Annotated in this window: 18 protein-coding genes and 1 pseudogene; 4 read left to right on the top strand and 15 right to left on the bottom strand. The window is 37.1% G+C overall.

The annotated features are described in order from the left end of the window. Positions 1-248 precede the first annotated feature (248 nt). From OS139_RS12575 to OS139_RS12540, 8 genes are all read right to left on the bottom strand, one after another. On the bottom strand, positions 249-1,700 hold the full coding sequence (locus OS139_RS12575; protein ID WP_016628234.1) for a response regulator transcription factor: 1,452 nt from the start codon (positions 1,698-1,700) through the stop codon (positions 249-251). Continuing rightward, positions 1,697-3,421, bottom strand: coding sequence for a sensor histidine kinase (locus OS139_RS12570; RefSeq protein ID WP_010730514.1), 1,725 nt, complete (start codon positions 3,419-3,421; stop codon positions 1,697-1,699). Before OS139_RS12570 ends, OS139_RS12575 begins: the two co-directional genes overlap by 4 nt. Continuing rightward, positions 3,414-4,028, bottom strand: coding sequence for a DUF624 domain-containing protein (locus OS139_RS12565; protein ID WP_002297732.1), 615 nt, complete (start codon positions 4,026-4,028; stop codon positions 3,414-3,416). The genes OS139_RS12570 and OS139_RS12565 overlap by 8 nt, the downstream gene beginning before the upstream one ends. 344 nt (positions 4,029-4,372) lie before the next feature. After that, on the bottom strand, positions 4,373-5,830 hold the full coding sequence (locus OS139_RS12560; RefSeq protein ID WP_002285974.1) for an ABC transporter substrate-binding protein: 1,458 nt from the start codon (positions 5,828-5,830) through the stop codon (positions 4,373-4,375). Between the two features lie 40 nt (positions 5,831-5,870). Then, positions 5,871-6,791 carry a carbohydrate ABC transporter permease gene (locus OS139_RS12555; RefSeq protein ID WP_002285972.1) on the bottom strand — a complete coding sequence of 307 codons (921 nt, stop codon included), beginning with the start codon at positions 6,789-6,791 and terminating at the stop codon, positions 5,871-5,873. Positions 6,792-6,802: 11 nt separating this feature from the next. After that, positions 6,803-7,750 carry an ABC transporter permease gene (locus OS139_RS12550; RefSeq protein WP_002285971.1) on the bottom strand — a complete coding sequence of 316 codons (948 nt, stop codon included), beginning with the start codon at positions 7,748-7,750 and terminating at the stop codon, positions 6,803-6,805. 478 nt (positions 7,751-8,228) lie between these two features. Then, a complete protein-coding gene (locus tag OS139_RS12545) occupies positions 8,229-8,948 on the bottom strand; it encodes a pseudouridine synthase (protein WP_002332372.1) in 720 nt (239 codons plus the stop codon). Between the two features lie 48 nt (positions 8,949-8,996). After that, entirely contained in the window at positions 8,997-10,643 is a 1,647-nt protein-coding gene (locus OS139_RS12540; protein WP_002332371.1) for a putative polysaccharide biosynthesis protein, read from the bottom strand. Between the two features lie 178 nt (positions 10,644-10,821). On the opposite strand from OS139_RS12540, the gene OS139_RS12535 reads away from it, so the two are divergent. Beyond that, positions 10,822-11,412, top strand: coding sequence for a YitT family protein (locus OS139_RS12535; protein WP_002285964.1), 591 nt, complete (start codon positions 10,822-10,824; stop codon positions 11,410-11,412). A 91-nt stretch (positions 11,413-11,503) separates the two neighbouring features. Then, positions 11,504-13,009 carry a UDP-N-acetylmuramoyl-L-alanyl-D-glutamate--L-lysine ligase gene (locus OS139_RS12530; protein WP_002294486.1) on the top strand — a complete coding sequence of 502 codons (1,506 nt, stop codon included), beginning with the start codon at positions 11,504-11,506 and terminating at the stop codon, positions 13,007-13,009. Between the two features lie 83 nt (positions 13,010-13,092). On the opposite strand, the gene celB is transcribed toward OS139_RS12530, so the two are convergent. From celB to OS139_RS12505, 5 genes are read right to left on the bottom strand one after another with little or no spacing between them, the layout of a single operon-like run. Further along, entirely contained in the window at positions 13,093-14,445 is a 1,353-nt protein-coding gene (celB, locus tag OS139_RS12525; protein WP_002332370.1) for a PTS cellobiose transporter subunit IIC, read from the bottom strand. Next, positions 14,445-14,963 (bottom strand): hypothetical protein, encoded by a 519-nt coding sequence (locus OS139_RS12520; RefSeq protein ID WP_002332369.1) that lies wholly within the window; start codon positions 14,961-14,963, stop codon positions 14,445-14,447. The genes celB and OS139_RS12520 overlap by 1 nt, the downstream gene beginning before the upstream one ends. A 15-nt stretch (positions 14,964-14,978) precedes the next feature. After that, the gene (locus tag OS139_RS12515) at positions 14,979-15,305 is read right to left on the bottom strand and encodes a PTS cellobiose transporter subunit IIA (RefSeq protein WP_002285954.1); all 327 of its coding nucleotides are present in this window, start codon (positions 15,303-15,305) and stop codon (positions 14,979-14,981) included. Between the two features lie 12 nt (positions 15,306-15,317). After that, positions 15,318-17,297 carry a BglG family transcription antiterminator gene (locus tag OS139_RS12510; protein ID WP_002332368.1) on the bottom strand — a complete coding sequence of 660 codons (1,980 nt, stop codon included), beginning with the start codon at positions 17,295-17,297 and terminating at the stop codon, positions 15,318-15,320. A gap of 20 nt (positions 17,298-17,317) precedes the next feature. Further along, positions 17,318-17,632 (bottom strand): PTS cellobiose transporter subunit IIB, encoded by a 315-nt coding sequence (locus tag OS139_RS12505; RefSeq protein ID WP_002297720.1) that lies wholly within the window; start codon positions 17,630-17,632, stop codon positions 17,318-17,320. Positions 17,633-17,799: 167 nt separating this feature from the next. Between OS139_RS12505 and OS139_RS12500 the strand changes: the two genes are divergently transcribed. Beyond that, a complete protein-coding gene (locus OS139_RS12500) occupies positions 17,800-18,093 on the top strand; it encodes an antibiotic biosynthesis monooxygenase family protein (RefSeq protein WP_002285944.1) in 294 nt (97 codons plus the stop codon). Positions 18,094-18,170: 77 nt separating this feature from the next. Here the strand turns inward: OS139_RS12500 and OS139_RS12495 are convergent, their stop codons facing one another. Next, positions 18,171-19,283, bottom strand: a complete 1,113-nt coding sequence (locus OS139_RS12495; protein WP_002321621.1) for an FUSC family protein — start codon at positions 19,281-19,283, stop codon at positions 18,171-18,173. 152 nt (positions 19,284-19,435) lie between these two features. On the opposite strand from OS139_RS12495, the pseudogene OS139_RS12490 reads away from it, so the two are divergent. Beyond that, positions 19,436-20,284, top strand: a pseudogene (locus OS139_RS12490) (transposase); the annotation flags it as partial. 352 nt (positions 20,285-20,636) lie between these two features. Here the strand turns inward: OS139_RS12490 and OS139_RS12485 are convergent. Then, on the bottom strand, positions 20,637-21,362 hold a 726-nt coding region (locus tag OS139_RS12485; protein ID WP_325066964.1), incomplete at its 5' end, for a SpaA isopeptide-forming pilin-related protein.

Here is a 21,362-nt window from a genome sequence, read left to right as displayed (position 1 = left end):
GCTTTTGAACTCCGTTTATCGAGAGGTCATGAAAAAGCTGCCTTGCCTCAAGTAATAAGAACAGCCAAGCAAAAATAGCTCCTCATATTTTTCGTTTGGTTGGTCTTATTACCGCAGATGCAAGCTTTTGAACACCGTTTAGTGGAGAGGTCGTGAAAAAGCTGCCTTGCCTCAAGTAATAAGAACAGCCAAAAATTAGATTTCTAGACAATTTTTTATAAGTTATTTCATTACATTGGCTTTTTCTTTTATGATTCTCCACTGTTTTCTCGGTACTCTTTAGGGGATCTGCCGACGATTTTCTTGAATAATTTAGAGAAATACGTGGTGTTGTTGTAGCCAATCTCACTTGCTATCTCATTGATGTTTTGATTACTGTGCAAAAGCAGTTGTTTCGCTTTTTCCATACGTAAATGGTTCAAATAAGCTGAAAAACTTTTTTTCGTTTCTTTTTTGAACAGCTGTCCTAGATACATGACATTTAAATGCAGGTTTTCTGACACTTCTTTGAGTGTAAGTGGTTCTTGGTAATGCTGGTGCAGGATTACGATTACTTTTTCCACATTGTCACTGTACTTTTTCTGTCTCTGATGCTTTTTGATGAATGACAGAAGTAGCTGCTGAAGTTCTTGCACCGTTTTTGCCTGATGGATTTTTTCGATTCCTTGTAAATATTCCTCATCTTCCAGATCAATTAATTCCCGTTGAATCACCATAAACAGTAAAAAACTGGAATATCGTATATCTTCCGGCATCATGGCTGCTAACTGAAACTGTTCAAAAAAATCAGTGATCATTTTTTGAGCGACTTCCAATTGTTTATTTTGCAGCACGCGTCTGAAACTTGAAAAATCGATGGTTTGATCTTTTGTTTCTGCTTGTACTGCGTAAAAAACATGCTCGTCTTTATCTCCATAAAATTGATGCAACTGTAGATTGTCTTTCGCTTGTTGGAATGTTTCAGGGATTTTGTCCAAAGAATCTGTCTCTTCCCCGATACTGATCAGCCATTCCTGATCAGGAAAGTTTTCTTGAACAAAATAACAGAAGCCATCAACTTCATCTGCCTCCAACAACAACGTGATCAATACACGGTCTCCGTAATTTCGTTGATAGTAAAAGATTTGTTGCCGTTCTTGCAACCATCTATTGATAAGAGTATCATGAGTTCTTGCCAGTTGAATCAATACTATCCTATGCTGCTTCTCACTTATTTGTCCTATTATTTCTTCTTCACTTATTTCATCCAATTCTTCATTCAACCATTGACTGAATAACAGTTCTTGATAGATTTCTTGTTGATTTTTTTGTTCATTTTGCTGATCTAACCGTGTTTTGATTTTCTTGAGGCTTTCAACCAATTCGAACTTATTCACGGGTTTCATCAAATAATTCACGGCGCCTAATTGCATACCTCCTTTCAAATAATCGAATTCTTGGTATCCTGATAAAATCATAAATTCAAAATTATGACGTTCTTTTTGAGCCGCTTCAATAAATTCCAGTCCATTTATTTCTGGCATTGTCACATCCGTTACTACTAAATCAATCTGTCGCTGTTCAAGTACAGCTAGTCCTTCTTTGGCATTCTCTGCTGTTGCTACTATTTGAAAGCCTAAACTTTGCCAATCAATTATCTTTTTTAACCCATTCAAAATCATGTATTCATCATCTACCAATAACACTTGATACACGCTCATCCCTCCTTGAATGTAATAGAAACGGTCAGTCCACCTGTCTCATTATTCTCAAGCGACATATAATAACTGCTGCCGAAGCTGGCACGTAAACGTTCATTCACGTTTTGCAGACCGATAGAACCGTGAAGTTCCACTTTAGGATGAGACAGTTTTTCTTCAATCTGTTTTAGCCGTTTTTCAGTCATCCCTTTTCCATTATCTTTGATGATGATCCTTACCCGTTTGCCTTCCTGCAAGACTTTGACACTTAGCGCATTATCGAATCGAGTAAAATCAATACCGTGTTTAAAATAATTTTCAACTAATGGCTGGATCACAAATTTAGGTACTTCGATCTTTTCCAAATCAGGATCGATCATAAAATGATAGGCTACTCGATTAGGATAACGCATTTGATACAAATAGACATATTTTTCGCAAAAGTCCAGTTCTTCTTTTAAAGTGATCGTTTTCTCTTGATTCGTATTGTTTCGAAGCAAAGCGGAAAACGCATACACAACATCTGCTAATTCTTCACTTCCTTCGCTGATTGCATACATTCGGATATATTCTAATGTATTATATAAAAAGTGTGGATTGATCTGTGCTTGAAGCGCCCGCATATGTGCGTCTTGCTGTTTGATTTCTAATTTGTAGATGTCTTCTACAAACTGATTGATGCTATCCAACATTTCGTTGATACCGATTGAAAGTTCCTTCAGTTCATATTCCGTGTTTGTTATGTCGATCCGCGTCTCTAAATTCCCTGCTGCTGTTTGATCCATGGCCTGCATGACGATAGATACTTGCTGTGAATATCGTTTGAATGTTTTATAAAGAAAGATAAGCAGTATATTGTCTAAAATAATGATACCAATGATCAGCGGGGCAAGATTTTTTCCCGTTTCGATTTTTACACTTTTTTTATCTAGTACAGCTAATATACGATAATCATCAGACAGTTCTTGGTGTTGAACAAAATTGTTTTTTTCCAGATCGTCAATCGGCAATTGTGAATTTTTCTTCAGACTCTCTGTGATGATCATTTCTTGTCTTTCAAACGTTTCTTTAGCTATTTTATTATCATGGAATGTGTATAGTCGATTTGTCGTTCCAGAAATCATGTATAAAGAGAGTCCATTGAATGACGTTAGATTTTCTAAAATCATATCTAGTTCTTTCTTTTGAAAACCAATAAAAATACTTCCTGACTCAGCTCCTCCTTGTGTGATAGGCAACTTGATATAAAAAGCGTCTAGTAATTTTGGTGTCCCCTTTTTTATTTTCCCACCTTTGTTTTCTCTAGAAGATTCATAATACTCCGGTAGTTGATTCAACACGATATATATCGCACTTAGTTCTTCATAATTTGCGTAGAGATCTTTGATTTGATTTGGGAAAGAAACTAATTCATCGGTACTGTTTTGCTGTTCGTATACATACATCAGATACTGATCTATGGGTTTTGTTAAGTAGGTCGTCACATTTTCGATCTTTTCGGAATTCCCTACAAGCTGGTTTTTGATGATCCTACTCAAGGTTGTTTTATCATTCAGCATTCTGCTTGTGCTTTGAACGGCATCACTTGTCATGTTTTCTGCCTGTTTTTGATTTTGTTCCCAAGTATGGATACTAAAAATAACGGTAGCAGTCATCGTTACACCGATCATGATAACCGCGTATTTCCGCAACAGACGATTTAGTAAGGTTCCTTTTGAAAATAGAATCCGAAACTTATTCATAACTTTCCAACTGTTTATCTAATTCTTCACGCCAGTGTGTTGTCATCGTACCATTCCAAACCGTCAAAAGACCAATGACACCAAACAGGATCAATCCTTTGAATTGCCAAGTCACGCCTAAAATTATACCGCTACCAATAATTATTTTTAGAAAAGACGAAAAGCTGGAAAAAACCGAAATAAAACTTAGCTTTAGCAGATTAGGAACAGAGATCGTATATTCACTATCTAAAATCATACTGTATTGATAAGTAGCAAATAGGCAGAGCAAGGCAAAAAGTAAAATAAAATCAATAGCTAAAAAAATGAGCCCTTTGATTTGAACAGATAAATATAAATTGTAACTCAATAAAGCAGTACCAGATAAAAATAAACTAAATAGCAGATTGCCTCTTAAAAAATTTCTTTTATATATATTCCAGCCTCTTTTTATTGTGATTTCTTTATACTCGAATCCGTACAAATAAAATAGTTCATTGACTGTTTTCCATGCCGCACCTAATCCAAAGATGATCCCGCCGGCAAATGTATATATCCAGAAATACAAGGTTAGTTTTATAACGACCCAGATCCGAATAAATAACTCTTCCAAAACCTTCCCTAACATATCTTCTCCTCCAAACATTAAGTTTATACTTTCTCATTATACAAAAAAAGGTTGGGCAATCAGCACCTTGACCTGATTATTAGAGAAACAAACGGAAAAATAGTTCCTCATATTTTGTCGTTTTGTGAGCGAATACCGAGGGTCAGCTGATTGAACACCGTTTACCAAGAGGTTGTGAAATAGCCGCTTAGTTTCGAGTAGTAAGAAAAATTTTGTGAATATGGCTTTCCACATTTTTACATATATTTAGCTTAATACCGAGAAACTGGCTTTTGAACACCGTTTATTCGGAACAAGAGGTTGTGACACGTCTTTTGTCACAACCCCTTTGTCTTTATTCATTATTATTCTTGTCGGAACTCATCATATTGTTTTTGCATTTCTTTCAATACCTTATCATAGCCAGCCTTGTCCAAAGCGTCTTTCAATTTCGGTAATGTTTCATCTGGATCAACAGTCCCTGTATTCAATCCATCTAAATATTGATTCATGACATTAGAAATATTACTTAATTCTGTTTTGACACTGTCAGTGTTGAAGCTGAATCCTAAAATCGGTGAAGTTTCTGCATCAGCAATCGATTGATCACGTTTGGCAATCATGTCATCCGTAATAGACTCTTGTGTATATAGAATCTTGTTGTTTCCTGTATTCCAAGCAGACATATGTGTATTTGGCTGATAACCATCTAGCAATTTGATTTTATCATCTGAACCATCGACTTTTTCCCATGCTTCTCCTTCGATCCCCCAAACAAGCCCATTCAATAATTCTGGATCACTGTTAAGCAGCCCTAGAAGTTCTACTGATTTTTCTTTATTTTTTGAAGTATTTGATACGACAAAATTTGCCATTTGTGCTTGAGCTGTAGATTTTAGTGGAACAGTAATTGCTTTTGAGACAAGTTCTTGTTTTGCTGCATTTGTCAAAATTGTATCGCCATAATCATACGGTCCTTGTGTTTCTCCACGCATTAGCCAAGTATTTCCTTCTAGTGGATAATCCTTATTGCTCGTTGCAGCGTCACTTGGAATGAGTCCTTGTTTGTACCAGCTATGCATTGTACGTAACAGTCCGATATACGTTTCATTATCGTATTGGTTGATGATTTTCGAATCATCTCCATCCAGATCAATAGCAAACGGTAACGTATTCCCTAAAGGATAATCAAAGTTCCCTTGGACTTTGAAGCCTTGTCCAATGGCAAAAGCTGCCGTGTTTGGTTCTTTTTCATGGAATTCCTTCAAGACTTTTTCTGCATCAGCGTAAGATTGGATTCCATCAATTGAAAGATCGTATTTATCTAGTAAAGCTTTGTTAAAAGTAAGTACTTGTTGAGCAAAGACATTTCCATTGACTGGGAAAGCATATAATTTTCCATTGACCAGATTTCCTTTAATATATGCTTCATCTAAATCATTATAAGCTTTTTCAGCGTACTTAGGCGCTAATTCAGTCAAATCAGCAAAGGCTCCTTTTTGGGCATTGGAAACATAGTTGTTCGCAAAGGCGATATCATAATTTTCCCCGGAAGAAATGATGACGTTCATTTTCTTTTCGTAATCGCCCCAGCCAATGTAATTGATATTGACTTTTACACCGATCTCTTTTTCGATTCGTTTGTTTGCTACTTCCATCAATTGATCGAAATTATCTGGTTTATCTCCGATTTGATACATCTGCAAAGTGTCCGAATTGCTAGCTTCTGCCTGGTCTTTAGAACCAGAACCTCCGCATGCTGCTAATGTTCCCAACAACAACGCTGAAACACCTGTAAAGGCTAGTTTCTTCCATAACTTCATTTTTCTTCCTCCTAATTTTATGATTTATATTTTTGTTTCTTTATTCTTTTACTCCGCCGATTGTTAGACCTTTGACAAAATGCTTCTGGAAAAATGGATAGCTGATCGCAATAGGCAACGTCGAGATGACTACGATCGCCATTCTGGCAGATTCTCCTGGAACTGAGGCTAATCCGCCTGTCAATTGGCTTCCTGCTCCTGAATTTTGTGTCAGATATTGAATATTACTTTGGATTTTCATCAAAAGATACTGTAGTGGAACTAGCTTATCATCTTGGATGTATAGTAAAGCATTGAACCAGTCATTCCAGTAACCCAATGCGGCAAATAAACTGATTGTCGCAATACCTGGAACAGCTAACGGTAAAACAATCTGAACAAATATTCGCAGTTCGCTAGCTCCATCGATCCGTGCCGATTCAATAATCGAATCAGAGACCGAACGTTTAAAGAATGTGCGCATCACAATAATATTGAAGGGACTGACAGCCATTGGCAAGATCAATGCCCAAATCGTATCTTTTAACTGAAGAAGATTTGTCATAACAAGATAATTGGCCACCATCCCTGGTGAGAACAACATCGTAATCAAACAAAAAACGGTAAAAAAACGACGGAATGGAAAGTTTGACCGTGAAATCGCATAAGCATATAAAGAAGTAGCCGTGCTATTGATCAGTGTACCTAAAACAGTAACAAGTACAGTGACGAAAAGCGCTTGGAAAATTTTATCCTGCATCTGGTCGAACAAGTACGTATAACCAAATATACTGAACTTTTCTGGCCAAAAACTGTACCCGTGAGTCGACAATATGGACTCATCGGTAAAAGAGATGGCGATAACAAATATAAATGGCAAAATACAGGAAATAGCAAAGAGTGCAATCATTATATTAGAGAAAAAATTAGCCGTCTTATTGAAAGAGCGGACTTGGACTCTCTCCACTTTCTTTTTTTTCATTTTTTTCCTCCTTAGAATAATGCAGAATCGCTATCAAAACGTCGGGCGATCGTATTTGTGATCATCAACAAGACAAAGCCGACAACTGATTGGTAAAGTCCTGCAGCAGCCGTCATACCAAAATCTCCTGTGGATGTCAGGCCATTGTAGATATACGTATCCAAAACTTGAGTCACATCATATAATGCACCGGAATTCCTAGGAATGTTATAAAACAGGCCAAAATCAGCTCGGAAAATGTTTCCTACGGCTAAAATCGTTAAAATCGTCATTAGTGGAATAAGTTGTGGTATCGTCACATGTTTGATCTGCTGCCATTTGCTAGCTCCATCAACCATAGCAGCTTCATAATAAGTCGGATCGATTCCCATAACAGATGCAAAGTAAATAATGCTGTTATAACCAATCCCTTTCCATGTACCAATGAACACCAAGATAAACGGCCAATATTTCGGTTCATTATACCAATTGACAGCTTCTCCTCCATGTCCAGTGATCCACTGATTGAATATTCCTTTGTCAGGACTTAAAAAAGCGTAAACAAAGTAACTGATAATGACCCAAGATAGAAAATAAGGTAGTAAGGACATCGTTTGATAAACTTTAACGAGTCGTTTATTTCTCAACTCGCTCATAATGATTGCAAATACGACTGAGATCAGCAGATTCAAAAGGATAAATGCTACATTATATAAAATTGTATTTTTAGTGATGAGAAATGCTTGATCCGAAGAAAATAAAAATTTGAAATTTTCCCAACCCACCCAAGGACTTTCCCTCAAGCTAGCCAAGAACCCATCTGCTGAAATATGAAAATTTTTGAATGCTACGACATTCGCCATTACAGGTATGTAAAAGAAAAAAATCATCCAAAGCATACCCGGTACAGCCATCAGGACAAGTGCTTTATAACGCCATAGATTCATAAAAAAATGATTGAACCCCTTTCGTTTTTTCATCTAAAAACCCCTTTCGATTCATTCGCAACGTAATTATAGCGCTTTCAATAATGAGAATAAATAAACAAAGTATAGGGAAAATGAAACAAAGTATAGGAGAGGTTGTGAAATCAGCGTTTTGTCCTGAGTATTAGAGAAAAAAACGGGAAAATAGTTCCTCATATTTTGCCGTTTTTTGAGCTAATACCGAGGGTCAGCTGATTGAACACCGTTTATCAGAGGTTGTGAATTCAGCGTTTTGGCCTGAGTATTAGGGAGATCGTGTCCTTACTATCTAACTCTGAGTCACAAGGAACAATGGGGACTGTGACAAAAGTCTTGTCACAGTCCCTTATTCCGAACAAACGGTGTTCCAGAAGTAGCTTCTACGGAAATAAGCCGAAATTTCACAAAAAAGCCATCCGAAAGTCAGACGGACAAGTCTGCTTTTCAGATGGCGCTACAACTACTCTGCTTATTCTTTTAGCTATCCATTCAATTATTTTTCTCTCACTTGTTCTAGCTCTTCTTTGGTCATGGGTCGATATTGCCCTTTACTCAAATCTTTAGGCAGCCAAAATTTTCCCATACGGATTCTTTTTAAATATAAGACTTCTTTTCCTACTGCTTTGACCATTCGCTTAACTTGGTGAAACTTTCCTTCATGCAAAATCAGACGGATAATTGAAGTTTCTGTCTCTTGATCTACTTGATCAATTTGGAGTTTTGCCGGCAATGTCTGCTCATCGCCATCAATAATCAGTCCTTCTGCAAATAAACGGATATCTTCTTCTGTCATTATACCGCTAACCTCAGCTAGATATTCTTTCTCCACATGTTTTTTAGGTGATAGTAACTGATGGGCAAACACCCCGTCATTCGTTAAAATCAAGAGGCCCTCTGTGTCTTTATCTAATCGGCCGACTGGAAAAAGATCTTCCCGATAATCCTGGTCTTCCAATAAATCGATTACGGTTTGATCATGATTATCCTGAGTAGCAGAAATGACTCCTGCAGGTTTATGCAAAATGTAGTAAAAATCTTTTTGATACGTAATGATTTCTCCTAAATAAGTAACCGCATCTTCGAATTCATTTACTTGCGCTTTATCGCTTTTCACCACTTGTCCATTGACTTCGATCGTTCCTTTTTTGATCAATCCTTTGACTTCTTTGCGGCTGCCAAGTCCCATATCTGCTAAAAACTTATCTAAACGCATGCGTTTCCCCCATTTCAAAAGAGCATCAATCTAGCTCTTCTGATTCACTTATTTTATTTTTAATTTATGTCGTAAACGCGCTATTCCTGGTCCTAGTAGTCTTTCTGCCAAGCGGATTTTCAAAGCTAAATAACCATACACTAAAGCCCCTATACCTGCTACTACAAGAATCAACAATAGAGACTGGAATTTGCTATCTTCGTTTAAAAAAGCACCAAAAATCATCTTTGTGATCCACGAAGCCAAAAGCATAATCAAGGTAAGAATAAAGATCAGCAATGTCCTGCGCCAGACAAAACTTGGTTTAAAGCGGGCTACTTCATGGATTCTCTTTAAGATCAAGGTACAAGACACAGCAAATCCGATCATTGTCGCCAATAAAGGGCCGTATACTTCAAATAAACGAATGGCTGGGTATTGAAGAAGGAGTTTCACTAGAAACCCAATAACCAAATAATTAATTGCCGCCTTGTTTTCAAACATTCCTTGCAGCATGTTGGAAACTAGCATATATAGTCCTAGGAAGAGTCCTACAAAACTTGCTTGGATCAGTACATTACTTCCTAGAGAATCCGGTGTATAAAATAATGTATTTAGCGGATAGGCAAGTAACATAACACCAAATGTCGCCGGAAACATAAAAAATGAAAACAACTGTAAATTTCCGCTTGTCAATTTTGCCAGACCTACTCGATCTTTCAACGTAACAGCTTCTGTAATCAACGGTAACCCAGTAGACGCGATCGATGTTGCCAATGCGATAACTACCATCGTCAACTTATCTGGATTGGCACTAAAAATCGAAAAAAGATCCAGTAACTGTGCATTGGAATACTCGGTGGATGCAGACATGATCTTCATAAAAGTGAACTGATCGACTAATTTGAAGATCGTTACCCCTGAACCCACAATAATAAACGGAATCGCTTCTTTAACGGTATCTAACAACAATTCCTTCGTTGCAATATTTACTTTGTTTTCGCTGTAGTGAATAAACGCCGATGTATACGCTTGATGTTTCTTCAAAAAATACAAAAGGACAAGAATACTTGCTAGCATACCGATAAATGCCGCGAAAGTTGATTGCGTGACCGCCGTCACATAGTCACCATCCATGACTTTCATGATGATGAATGTAGCCAATAGCATATAAAAAATACGTGCCACCTGTTCTACAATCTGCGACAGCGCATAAGGCATCATTTCTTGATTGCCTTGAAAATACCCTCGTATCACACTCATACAAGGAAAAACCAATACAGCGATACTCAAAGAACGCATCGTTGGAATCAGTTCTTCTCCGCCACCAGAAGCATGAGCTAGCCAAGGAGAGGCGATGTACATGAACAAAGCAAACAATAGGCCTAACCCGCCCATCATCTGTAATGCACGGATAAATAATCGTCGTGAAGTGCCATATTCATTCAATGAATTATAGCGTGCAGTTTGTTTTGCAATCGCAGCAGGTATTCCTGCTGTAGAGATCAGTAGAAACAATGCATATATATTGTATCCCATATTGAATAATCCATTGGCAGCCTTAGCATTTTCGCCCATCCAAGCATACCAGGGAATGATATAGACAGCGCCTAGCAATCTTGAAATGATATTACTGGCGGTCATCCAAGCAGAGCCTCGTGCCATTTTTTCTTGCGGTGTTAATTGATCTAATGCTGGTTTTCTTTGATTATCCATCGGTCAGATTCCAACTTTCTACAAAACATTACTATCATTTTAATTGGTAAAACAGAAACTGGCAATCGATTTTATATAACTTTTATAAGAACAATTGTTTTTTTGAATTCGGTTTCGTTTTTTTGGTAAAGTAAAGAAATATACAGCCTTTTATGGCTAACATTTATAGGAGATATCAATGACACAAGAAATAAAAAAACTACCCGTTATATTTTTAGGTCTTTTCTTTATCACAGTTGGATTGAATTGGTTCTTGCTCCCTCACGATATAGCTTCCGCCGGAGTGGGCGCCATCGGACATTTAGTTGAAACGGCCTTTTCTATCCAACGCTCAGTTACTGTTTGGAGCATCAATCTTATGATGCTGCTTCTAGCCGCTGTCCTATTAGGAAAATCAGTATTTTTTAAGACTGTAGCGGGAAGTCTGCTTTTTCCTGTTGTTTTAGAGATTGTTCCAAAAGTGGAAATGATCTCCTCACATTTCTTTTCACTGATTTCAGGAAGTCTTTTGTTCAGTCTTGGGGTTTACACATTGTACACAGTCGGGGCCTCAAATGGCGGTATAACGATACCGCCGATTATTTTCCACAAATTTTTTCGGCTTCCAATGCCGCAAGGACTTTTACTTACCAATAGTCTTATCGTCTTTTTGAATTATTATGTTTTTGGATTGTTGGAGACACTATTCGTTCTCCTATCTATTACAGTCAGTTCATTGTTTATGAAAATACTCATCCGCTTGTCCCCTGTGTCAAGAAAATTTGAATAAAGCTGGATTTTGTCATAGCGGAAACAAACGATATATTAAAAAGAGTGTGCTATAATAAACCAAGAAATTGAATGAAGCGAGGGATCAATCAATGAGCTTCTCTTTAGAAGACATCCGTCATTTACTATTAAAAGAAAATCTATTAAAAGAATTTGTTTCAACAAGAGGCTGGCATCTTGATGTACCAGAAAAAGCTGAATTTCTTCAGTTAAGTTATGATTCAAGAAAAGCTGATGCTTCTACTTTGTTTTTCTGTAAAGGAATGAATTTCAAAGAAGAATATTTGGATTCAGCAATCGAACAGGGTATTCAATATTATGTATCAGAACAACCATACGAAAATTCAGCAGTAGGAATCATCGTAACGGATATCCGTAAAGCAATGGCGCTTCTTGCTATGGCTTTTTACGACTATCCGCAAAATAAATTGAAAGTGATCGGATTCACTGGAACAAAAGGTAAAACAACTGCTGCGTACTTTACAAAAGCAATCTTGGATCACACAACAAATAAAAAAACAGCATTGCTTTCTACTATGAATACAACGTTAGATGGCAAAACATATTTCAAATCCCATTTGACAACGCCTGAGTCATTAGATTTATATCGTATGATGTCAGAAGCAGTTGAAAATGGTATGACTCATCTAGTGATGGAAGTTTCTTCACAAGCTTACAAAACACAACGCGTATACGGCTTGACTTTAGATGTCGGAATCTTCTTGAATATCTCGCCTGACCATATCAGTCCGATCGAACATCCGACATTTGATGACTATTTCTATTGCAAGCGACAATTGATCTTGAATTCAAAAACAGTTGTTTTAAATCATGAAAGTGACTATTTTGATTTACTTAGGGAAACAGCCGATCTATTCCAGATTCCAACGATCACTTATGGTCGTTCGGAAGAAAGCAACTATCAAGTGATCCGTTCAGATAAAGGTACTCACGGTTTTACTTTATCTTCTCATGAAGATCGCTTAGCTATCTGCGATACTGCTTATGATATTTTGCTGGCTGGAGGATTCAACCAAGAAAATGCAGCCAGTGCGATCATTGCCGCAGCACTAACAGGTGCCTCCAGTCAAGATGCACAAGACGGATTAAAAGAAGCTCGTGTACCAGGCCGAATGGATCAATTGATCCAATCCAATGGAGCGCATGTCTATGTGGACTACGCACATAATTATCTAAGCTTGAAAACATTGCTGGAATTTGCCAAAAATGAACATCCAGATGGCCGTGTAATTGTTGTATTAGGCAGCCCAGGAAACAAAGCAATCTCCCGTCGACATGATTTTGGAAAAGTGCTATCAGAAACAGCTGACATCGCCTTTTTGACGGCAGATGACCCAGCATTTGAAGATCCGAAAAAAATCGCGGAAGAAATCAATGAAGCAATTACTAATCCAGATTTGATCGTTCATTATGAAATGGATCGTCCTGAAGCGATTCGACGCGCTTTAGCAGAAAGCGCTCCGCAAGATTCAGTCGTTATTGCGGGAAAAGGCGTGGATCCCTATCAAAAAATCAATGGTGTAGATGAACCTTATGAAGGGGATTATGCAATCGTGAAGCGGTTAATTGAAGAATAATGGTATTTATATACTAGTGGTTTCCCATTTCTAAGAAAAAAAGGGACTGTGATTTTTTGTCACAGTTCCTTTTTTCTTAGAAATCATTTTAACTTTTCACTAGCTAATTCTGCTGCCTTTTCTCTTTCTTCATTTAATAATTTATTATCATAGAATTTGATAAATGGGAACCAGATAATGAATGCGATGATTGCACAAATGACTGCTAACACAGCCGCTTTCCAATCACCACCACTACCAACAAATGCTCCGATCCCGACTGGTGAAGGCCACGGCATCTGTGCAAGCATCGGTTTGACGATTTCCAGCCGAATGGCAAAATAAGCGAGTGTAGCAGAAGCCATCGGAGCTAAGAAAAACGGAACCGCTAAATAGGGATTGTAGACGATTGGCATCCCGAAAATGATTGGTTCATTGATATTGAATAATCCTGGTACAAGTGAGGCTTTTCCTAACACTTTCAGCTGATCAGATTTCGCGAGGAATGCAATAAAGATGATCAATCCTAAAGTCGCACCTGATCCACCAACGGTTACATAAGAATTGTTGAATTCTCCTGCCAACGGATAATTTGCGCCTTGTGCGTTAGCTGTCATATTAGCTAATACGATCGGGGTCAAGAAAGAAGTGATGATATTCGCTCCATGGATCCCTACGATCCACAATGCATGGATCAAGAAATAAATCACCATGACACCAAGCCATGTATTCGTCAACTGCGTAACAAACCCAAATGGGATAGCAATCATTTTGAAGATATCCGTTCCTAGCGCAACTAATAATCCATTGATGATCATCACCACAAACGCAATGACAAATGTTGGGATCAGAGCAGTGAAAGAACGAGAAACTCCTGGCGGAACAACATCTGGCATTTTTATGACCCAATTTCTTTTGACACACATACAATACAATTCGACCGCAATAATCGACATAATAATAGCTGTAAAAATTCCTGAAGTTCCTAAACGTTCGACAAAAGAGCCCATCCTAATACCATTTACTACAGTTTCTGTCTCATTGATAGAAGCAATCAAGCTGATTTTACCATCAGTCATGATCAATTCAGGGATACACATAAAGAATGCAAAAACAGATAGTAATGCCCCCGTGAGCGGATTAACGTTCAACTTTTGTTCATCTCGTTCAATTGACGTTAATTCATAAGCAAACACAATGGCAAAGTAAATAGATAAAATCCCCATCGTCATTGTATTGACGATCATGTACAAGTCACTAACTTTGAAAAAAGTTGCATTAAAAAATCCTTCTAAAAATGGGAACGGTAATGGCAAAATATTCAAAACCAAAAACATCGAACCTACAATCGTGAAAGGAATAGAAGCCATCCCCGCTGCCATGACAGCCCGAACGATTTTAAGTTGCGCAATTTTCCCCATAGGTCCCATCAGGTATTTCTGCAAAAAATCAAACATTAATTATTCTCCTTTCCTAAATACAACGCTTTTTCATATTGTTTTATACGGATATACTGCTGATCTTGATTGAGCGAAATTTTCTTTAAACGATACTGGATAAATACACTGACAAAAATACCGCTTACAATAAGAATGAAAACAAATAGCTGTCCTCTATTGTTATTTGCCATAAAAGGATACAAGGGTGTAAATCCTGAGGTGAACAACACTGGAATCAATAATAAATTAAAGACACTCTGGAACAAAAAATACCACTTTGTCCATGGAACGTTCGTTTGGTGTTTTCGATAAAGCTTTACTTGTTCTCCTACTGCAGGCAAAATAGCTAAAAGTAGAACCATTGGTAAACTGCTTCCTAAACTTTTAGCTGATAGAAGCAGAATCATCCATTGCATGTTCATGAAAAAGAAAAAGGCAGTCAGATAGCGTACGAACAGATAACGATTGAAATACATGTTTTTCAAACTAAGTTGCTTTTTTTCTAATTCGTTTTTCTTTTTTACTGTATCCTGCACAATAAATCTTCCTTTCTATTTATTTTTTTGATACAAATAATTCATTTCCTGTGCAACTTCCAATAATGTCATCGTCGTCATCAGATGATCTTGTGCATGGACCATGATAATTTCCATTTCTATTTTTGTCCCACTAGCATATTCTTTCAGAAGTTGAGTTTGTGATTGATGCGCATGAAGAATCTCTTCATTTGCTTGTCGCAACTTCTCTTCTACTTCTTCAAACATCTCCTTACGCATCGAGCGAAATGCTTCATGTATCAGTGTTCGTGCATTTCCGCTATGAAAAATGATATCAAAAGACGTCACTTGTAGCGTTTCACTGTTTATTTTTTCAGCCACCTGTTATCCTCCTTATTCGATCAGTTTGATAAATTTACTGCTGAAATTCTCAAAAATAGGTTCAGCTAAGATTTCCTGTTGCACGTTTAGCTGGTCAACTAACCTAACGATTGCTTTGGTCACGACCGTAATTCCTTCATTTTCGATATAAGAAGGCGAAACTAGAAAAACAAAATGGATTCCTTGATACTGATTCCATTGCATCCCTGAAGGAATCAATGCAACGGCTACCTTTGTTTCGATTCCAACTGGAACAGCGGGATGTGGGACTGCCACTGTATCACTGAATATGATTTGTCCCATATTTTCACGTTGCTGGATCTGCTTTCGCATTTCTCTTATATATCCTTCTTCTTCATTTATGCTCAGCTTTTGCAGCAAATCATGAAGAATTTCTTCCTTTTTCGGTTCGTACGTATAAGTCTTGAAAAATTTTTCAGACAACTGTTCGGTGTAAATCTGCTTTTTTTGCTGTAGAGAAAATGCTGGTATCGGTCTATCTGAGGAATGATAGGGTATAGATTCTCCAATTACCTTTCGTATTTTACGAACATCATCTTCATTCAAAAAAATACTGACATGTAAAACTGGAATTTTGAAAAACATTGTCGAAAGATCAATAGAAGAAATAATCAGGTCGATTCCTTTTAAAGTTGTTTCATTGATCTCATAATAGCCTTTTACACTTACCACTGTAATATTTTTACCGAATTCACTGACTACACGATTCTTTAATAGTTGGGCACTGCCGTAACCCGTTGCACAGATAATCAATGCATGTAGTTTATGCGCAGCTCTTTCTTTTTCCAATGCCGCCATGAGATGCAAAGCCAAATAGGCCCATTCATCTTCATTGATGGTATAGTTTTTCAAAGCCGGCATGTTGCTGAAATGCCTTTTTACTGCGTCAAAGACTTTGGGATTTTCTTTCTTTATCTCCTCAGTCAATGGGTTCTCAATGCGAATACCTCGGCTCAATCGAATCATCATCGGTGACAAATGATCGAGTAGTCCATTGAAAAGCTGGAGATCTTCTACTAATGAAAAATGAAATTCCTGAGACAATCTTTTCAGAACTTTCGCTAATTCCTTTGATAGTTCCTGATCATTTTTATTTTCTTTGTGATTCGACTTAGCCATGAGATGTAATGTCAAATAAGCAATTTCTTCTTCGGGAAACGATACACCTGCGATTACCTCAATACGTTGAACGATCCGCTGCGCCACTTGATACTCTACTCGCTTAGAAACTTCTTGTTCGATGCCTAATTCCTTGATTTCAAACCCTTCTCGGAGCCGTTTGATCCCCAAAGCCAAGTGTAAAGTCAGATTCTGTATGATAAAATCCGAAACTTTTAACTTAGCTTCTCTTGTTTCATCGAGAATGATAATGACTAGCTCTTCAAAACTGATGTCTGGGAAAAAACGGCTTTGTCCTAAATATTCTTTCAATGAATTTCCATAATGGTTTCCAAAAAAAGTATCCATGATAAAATGCCGTCGATTTCTTTCTTCCCCTTCGATCCATGTCCCTTGACCATGCTTAGAAACGATTTTTAGTGAATATGGAATCAATCGCTCCTTGATTTCTTGCATGTCCTTTGTCAAACTGGAACGACTGATATAAAGCTCTTCTGCCAAATCATCCATAAAAAGAATGGCATCTTCCAAAAGCAATTGGTTCAATATATACTTTTGTCGATCTTCGGACTCATAAAATCCTTGAGGTTCTCTAGCATATCCAGGTACTATTTCTTGCCGACTCAAAAACAAGTCAAATGTCAGTCTTTGTAAAATATGCAGTTGGTAGCCATAACCTGGTTTAGCAATGATCTTACCTCCGTTTTTTTCTACTAACTCTTTGATCCGCTGCAAGTAATTACGGATTGTCCGATCAGATAATAACAATTCAGAAGCTAAACGTTGACTGGTGACGTACTCCTTCTTGTGATCAATCAAATATCTCAACAGCAATTTTTCCTTCTGTTTCATTATCATCCACTCCTATTCCATCATATGTTCTCTTCGATCACCTCTGCTAACTTCTGGATGCCTGTAGGGATTGGGACATACGCTTGGAAAGGGATACTAACAACAGGTTTTCCAACAGATTCTCCTAATTTTTTGAATTTATCCAAAAACATCGTCGTTTGCGGGCTGATCAGAAATAAATCAAAATCACTATTCTTAATCATATTATCGCCTTCTGTAGCTGAAACTGCATCTACGAGTACCTCTTCTCCTTTTTGCTTAAAGAAATCCGTTGTCTTTGAGGCCATCATCGAGGATGACATTCCTGCCGCACAAATAATCAATGCTTTTTTCATAAATCAATCACTCCTTTTATTTTTATAAAACAAGCATATCTTGTAAGCGTTTTCTATTCAAAATATATATTTCCGTAGCATTGCGGAAAAAATGTGTATCATATCTTGAATAATAATTTCTGGCACCGTGATATACTAGTGATAGAATTTTTTCAGGAGGGGATTTAGTGAGTATCACAGTGAATATTTTGTATACAAGTACAAATGGACAAGCCAGAAAATTTGCAGAAGAAATGGTCGAAAGAAACATTGTCAAAGCGATTCGTGCAGAAGAAGGAAACGAGAAATATGACTATTACTTTCCACTAGAAGATCCAGAATCTCTTTTACTGATCGACCGTTGGAAAGATGAAGAAGCAATCGAAAAGCATCACAAATCCGAAATGATGGCTCAAATAAACGAACTCCGTAAAAAGTATAAATTAAAAATGAAAGTCGAACGTTTCACTGATTTACCGTAAAAAGATACACATGGAATGATAGCAATTTATCATCCATGTGTATCTTCACTTTTTCCTTATTTTTTATTCGATCTCATCTAATGATTCAAACCGTGTTTTTCTCTTATTTTTCGGATAAGTATTTCAGTCACCCCAATATACATGATTCCTAAACATACCCCAAGGATATTCTCAAAAATGCGGATCGTTACTGCTCCTGGAACCCCGAATAAACTGGCAGTGATTGCCAAAGCACCAAAAGAATTAAAAACTGTTTTATATCTATAGGTAGAACAAACACCTAAAGCTAGACCACCTAATATACCGACCCAGTTAAAAGGAATAAATTGGCTGATACCAATAAATAAAACACATCCAATCAATGAGCCAATGATTCGGTCTACTGCTCGTTCTTTGAAACCAATCGACATCAATCCATAGCTAGATACAATAGAAGAAAATGCAAACCCTGCCCACATCAATCGCTGAAAAGGGACATACTCTCCTGCAACGATCAAAAGACTAATGCCAAATGCATAGATGAGCATCCAAATTTTTTCCTGCGAATACATGCCTTTCAAAAAAATCTCTTTAAACAAGCTTTTGTCTTTGTTCTTTTCTCGATGTTTTCTGTAAAGGAGAACTGAAAACCAACAAAAAAACAAAAATAATAAGCTACTTGTTTGTGTAAAGAAATTCTTGTTCAACGAATCTTTAGGTAACGAATAAACAATAAAGAGATATGAAAAGCCGTACAAAGAAGCATTCCCCATTTTGGGATCACTAGCGGTTGCCATTAATATGCTGCTTAGTAAAATAAAATGAATCAACATGCCCATAACTGACCATTTGATCAGCTGGACATACGGTGCTACTAATAGTGAGAACATGACGATTGCTAAACCTATGATCGAATGGGAAATCTTATAACCAAAGTCAACAAAACGAATACTCATCAACATACAGAATAAAACCACAGCGTATGGTTTATGCTTCGATTCAAATAATGTTGTAATTATAATGATAAAACAAATGGCAAACAATACGATGAATAATGATCGTAAAAACAATGAACAAATATACATGCACTTTTCTTTTTTAGAAGCTGCTTCTCGTATTTTTTGTTTTAAAATAAACGGATCTAGTTGTAGAGACTGATAAAAATCCACCTGTTGTCGTCCTTTCTTTTTACTTTTATTTTTTACAGTCATCTATGACAGGTTGTAAATACTATGGAACATCATATGGCGTTGTCATTTTCTTGTCAACTATTTTTCCTATTCATGTTTTTATAAAAAAACATATCGTTTTCTTGTATGATTAAATCACCACAAAATAAACAACTGAGAGAACGATATGCTTTATGAATGGTTCTATCAAAAAAATTCTGAGATCAATAGACAAAAATTTGATGATTACAGAGGTCTCTTACGAAACCTTACAGAAGAAAAAAACATTGATCGTTGCTGCAGTTCTCTTCCCTGCTCCATGTGTCTGTAGAAATTGTGGTTCTGCTGTGGTAGATGGAAATAGGAAATTAATGGTGGTGAAAAACAAGAAGAAGGAAACCATTGTCCACTTTGAATAATATAATCATATGCCAATGGTTATACGCCTAAAAAAGCAGCGCTATACCTGTAAAAACTGTCGAAGCCATTGGACCGCTCAAAGTTATTTTATCCGTCCAAGGCACTCGATTTCAAATCATGTCAGACATAAAATCACTTCTTTACTGACTGAAAAAGTGTCGCTATTTTTTATTTCGAAAAGTTGTTAGGTATCTTTGACAACCGTTATTCGCACATTGAAAGAGTTGAAAAGCTATTTACCAAAGTCTTCCAAAAGAATTCTGTCTTGAGTGTTGAGGGTTGTGAATTTCGTTCTCACGTTTCCGTTGAGGATAAACTGAGTTTTATTTCCGCGGATGGCGAGACAGAAAAATTAATCGAGAAAATTTACTTACACAAAAAATTCCTCGATTAACAAACTATTTCCTTAGCTGCACTAATCCTAAAGAAATAGAATTCTTAGTTACAGACATGAACGCCACCTACTTTCAGCTCACCAAACATGTTCTACCAAATGCGAAATTGGTGATTGATCGATTATTTGGTTTTTCCACGCCTTTCAAGGAGGCGTAACCTTTATTCACGAGTTGGTTGAAGCTTTTCGAGACAAAAGACCCGACTTGTTTTTCTCCTTATTGACAAAGAGCCATTAAAACTAGAGAAAAAATTACAACTGATCGCTGATTATTTGTAGAAAGAAAATCAAAGTATTACCCAATAAACTTGAGTTATTAGGCAAAAAACACTGCGAAACTCAAGAATGATTTTCGCAGTGTTTTTGTATATTTTTTATTAACTAGTATTACTACAAAGGTTTATTTTTCACTTCTCAACGCAGCACAAAATTGTCTTTACTTATTTACTGGTTGGGTTCAACCTTCTCTACTTCGATACTAATATTTGTTTGTATACCCCTTCTAAAATCGGTAGTTTCCATTCAATTAATGGGTACTAGTTAATTTTAAAAACTATGCTTATTCAATTTTTTATTTTAGCTCATATATTTCGTTTCTTTCTAAATTTTATACTGATGAAAACAAGTAGCACACCCAATATTGACAATATAAACTGGCTAATGGTGGTTTCTCCAGTTTTTGGAAGATGCTTATTTCCACTGCTTGTTGGAGTGTTTCCTCTTATATCTGAGCTATCAGCAACTTTTCTATTCTCTTTTGTTAAAAAGATCGCCGCTTCTTGTTCTTTTTCGATCTTGAAAGTTACTGGTGTCGCATCCAATTCATACCCCGTTGGCGCTTGAGTTTCTACCAGCTGATATGCTCCTGGTGCTAAGCCATCTATCGCCAGTTTTCCATCTGCTCCTGTAGTTAAACCGGTTTGTAGTGTTTCTCCTTCTCGGTTCTGTAACTCAAAAACAGCTCCTTGTAATACTTCCCCGCTTTGGTCATCGATCTTTGTCAACACGACACCGCCTGGTGTAAGTCGATTTTCTTTCGTCAATTCTACCACCGCTGTCTGACTTCTTTCGATCTCAAACTCGATCGGTGTCGCATCTAATTCATACCCCGTTGGCGCTTGAGTTTCTACCAGCTGATATGCTCCTGGTGCTAAGCCGTCAATCGCCAGTTTTCCATCTTCTCCTGTAGTTAAACCGGTTTGTAGTGTTTCTCCTTCTCGGTTCTGTAACTCAAAAACAGCTCCTTGTAATACTTCCCCGCTTTGGTCATCGATCTTTGTCAACACGACACCGCCTGGTGTAAGTCG

Origin of the sequence: Enterococcus sp. E4-223, assembly GCF_035727065.1 — a bacterium.
Classification (GTDB): domain Bacteria; phylum Bacillota; class Bacilli; order Lactobacillales; family Enterococcaceae; genus Enterococcus_B; species Enterococcus_B faecium.
This window is presented reverse-complemented; position numbering and strand designations above follow the sequence as displayed.

Coding starts and splice junctions, on each gene's coding strand:
- OS139_RS12560 (WP_002285974.1), bottom strand. CDS start 5,830: ATGAAGTTATGGAAGAAACTAGCCTTTACAGGTGTTTCAGCGTTGTTG.
- OS139_RS12540 (WP_002332371.1), bottom strand. CDS start 10,643: ATGGATAATCAAAGAAAACCAGCATTAGATCAATTAACACCGCAAGAA.
- OS139_RS12510 (WP_002332368.1), bottom strand. CDS start 17,297: ATGAAACAGAAGGAAAAATTGCTGTTGAGATATTTGATTGATCACAAG.
- OS139_RS12555 (WP_002285972.1), bottom strand. CDS start 6,791: ATGAAAAAAAAGAAAGTGGAGAGAGTCCAAGTCCGCTCTTTCAATAAG.
- OS139_RS12505 (WP_002297720.1), bottom strand. CDS start 17,632: ATGAAAAAAGCATTGATTATTTGTGCGGCAGGAATGTCATCCTCGATG.
- OS139_RS12545 (WP_002332372.1), bottom strand. CDS start 8,948: ATGCGTTTAGATAAGTTTTTAGCAGATATGGGACTTGGCAGCCGCAAA.
- OS139_RS12575 (WP_016628234.1), bottom strand. CDS start 1,700: ATGAGCGTGTATCAAGTGTTATTGGTAGATGATGAATACATGATTTTG.
- OS139_RS12495 (WP_002321621.1), bottom strand. CDS start 19,283: ATGACTGTAAAAAATAAAAGTAAAAAGAAAGGACGACAACAGGTGGAT.
- OS139_RS12535 (WP_002285964.1), top strand. CDS start 10,822: ATGACACAAGAAATAAAAAAACTACCCGTTATATTTTTAGGTCTTTTC.
- OS139_RS12565 (WP_002297732.1), bottom strand. CDS start 4,028: ATGTTAGGGAAGGTTTTGGAAGAGTTATTTATTCGGATCTGGGTCGTT.
- OS139_RS12550 (WP_002285971.1), bottom strand. CDS start 7,750: ATGAAAAAACGAAAGGGGTTCAATCATTTTTTTATGAATCTATGGCGT.
- celB (WP_002332370.1), bottom strand. CDS start 14,445: ATGTTTGATTTTTTGCAGAAATACCTGATGGGACCTATGGGGAAAATT.
- OS139_RS12570 (WP_010730514.1), bottom strand. CDS start 3,421: ATGAATAAGTTTCGGATTCTATTTTCAAAAGGAACCTTACTAAATCGT.
- OS139_RS12530 (WP_002294486.1), top strand. CDS start 11,504: ATGAGCTTCTCTTTAGAAGACATCCGTCATTTACTATTAAAAGAAAAT.